This is a genomic window from Chamaesiphon sp. OTE_20_metabat_361, assembly GCF_031364565.1.
In genome coordinates, this window is record NZ_JANLWO010000013.1 from 1 (window position 1) to 2160 (window position 2160).

The 2160-nt window shown below is 51.2% G+C and carries 1 protein-coding gene; it reads right to left on the minus strand.

The window, feature by feature from the left end; all coding sequences use genetic code 11:
- Positions 1 to 1920: tetratricopeptide repeat protein (locus RMO35_RS00365; protein WP_309737775.1), on the minus strand; the 1920-nt coding region annotated here is incomplete at its 3' end.
- Between the last annotated feature and the right edge of the window lie 240 nt (positions 1921 to 2160).

The window sequence follows — 2160 nt, forward strand, 5'->3', positions numbered from 1 at the left end:
TTCGAGATCTTCGATTGCGCCTTGCACATCACCAATTTCGCCCCGCGTAATCGCGCGATTGTAGTATGCGTGCAAATGATTTGGCTCGTAGCAGATGGTGTAAGTATAATCGGCGATCGCGCCATGCCGATCGCCTAGATATTTACGGGCATTTCCCCGATGATAAGCGGCATAAAAATATTGGCGATCGAGTGCTAGAGTTTGGGTGTAATCGTCGATAGCGGCTTGATGGTTGCCAGCTTGACGATGACAAATTCCCCGATTGTAATAAGCGATGACTAAGTTGGGATCGAGATCGATCGCCCGATCGTAGTCGGCAATTGCGTCAGCAATGTTCTCCTCAACGCGGTAAATATTGGCACGATTGCTATAGGCGACAGCAAAGTCCGGATCGAGGGAGATTGCCTTGCTATATTGAGCGATCGCCGCTGCGGACTGGCTCATTTGGCAGTAAGCATTACCTAGATTATTATAAACACTGACAAAATCTGGCTGGAGTTCGATCGCTTTAGTAAAATCGGCAATGGCTAAAGACATTTGCGCGGTTTGCGTATAAATAATGGCGCGGTTATTGTAAGCGATCGCCGATTGGGGATCGATTTTCAATACTTGACTAAAATCGGCAATCGCACCATCGATATCGTCTAAATGCTGTCGTAAATTCCCCCGATTGTTGTAAGCAACTAATAAGCGCGGATTGATGTCGATGGCGAGGTTGTAATCAGCAATCGCTCCTTGTGAATCGCCTAACTGGGCTGTTGCCGTCCCTCGCATCACATACTCGATCGCGGTGGCGGGCTGAGTGAGTAGGTTTTTGCCCTGCTCGAAATCGGTGCGAGGATCGGCATTTGATGGCGAGCCAAAACACGCCCCCAATCCACGTCCGATATAGGCAACACCCAGCTCGGGAGCGAGTTGGACAGCGGTATCAAAATCCGTCCAAGAGCCAGCATAATCGCCGATAAAACGCCGCGCATTGCCCCTACCACAGTAGGCATCAACACACTGCGGATCGAGGTCGATTGCCCGATCGAAAGCGGCGATCGCTTGTTGGCAGTTACCAATTTCATAGTATTCCGTCCCCCGATCGACCGACAAGCGGACGTGTCTGGCAATTTCCGTGCGCGTATCCGCTGGCGAATTTTGTACCAACAGTTGGGGAATCAAGCTGACTACCGTTTGCCAAGCGGCAAATACTGAGGGGTAGCCATCCTCGGGAGTGGTAGTAATGAGTCGATCGCAGATGGCGATTAATTCTGGTCGATCGATCTGAGTCGCTAGCTCGTGCCATCGATCGAGTTGGCTGGCTGTCAGCGGGATTCCACCCGCACCGATAGCAGCAGCAATCGCAATTTCGCCGATCGTGCGGAGATCTTGCCCCAGTGGAGAAACTATGGTAGCGCCTAGATCCGGTGCAGCGATCGCCATCGGTAAGCAGATCGGGACGAGTTTGCCATCGACCTGACGCCGGACGAGCTGACCGATTGACAGCGGCTCCCAGCTCACTTGACAGCTTTCGAGATCGCGCAATACTTCCAATAAGTTTGCGAGTAACATCACTAGTTGCGATTGAGTCCACACGCGCTCGGCTGCTAACTCTTGCACCAACGGCACCCCGATCGCGAATTCTCTGACGACGTAAAACGCGCTCTCTTCCACAAAATAACTATAGACGGTCGGCAACCGATCGACCCGACCACTTAATTCATACAGAGCCTGTGCGGCATTTATGGCTGGTTGCCAGTCAGTCGCGGCAGCGATAGTTTCATTAAGTCGTTGATAACGGTGAATAACGCATTTGAGTTGGAGATTGCCAGGAATCTGGAGATCGATCGCCAAGTAAGTCGTTACAGCTCCATCATTCCCCAATTGTTCGAGGATCTGATAACGCCCTTGAAGAGTAGATCCGATCGGATTCACTGTGCTTATGCTCCTACCACTCACTTGCAAATTTTTCAAAGTATACTGCCACTCGATTACCAATTATGTCTATCTTGACACATCGATCGAGCGATTTCGAGTACATACCACTTGACAGTCATTGTGAGTGGAGATGGGAGATGGGAGATGGGGTGACGGGCGGACTGGGTGACGGGGGGGACGAAGGAACTGGGAGACTGGGAGACTATGAGACTGGGAGAACAGAAGACTGGAGGATTT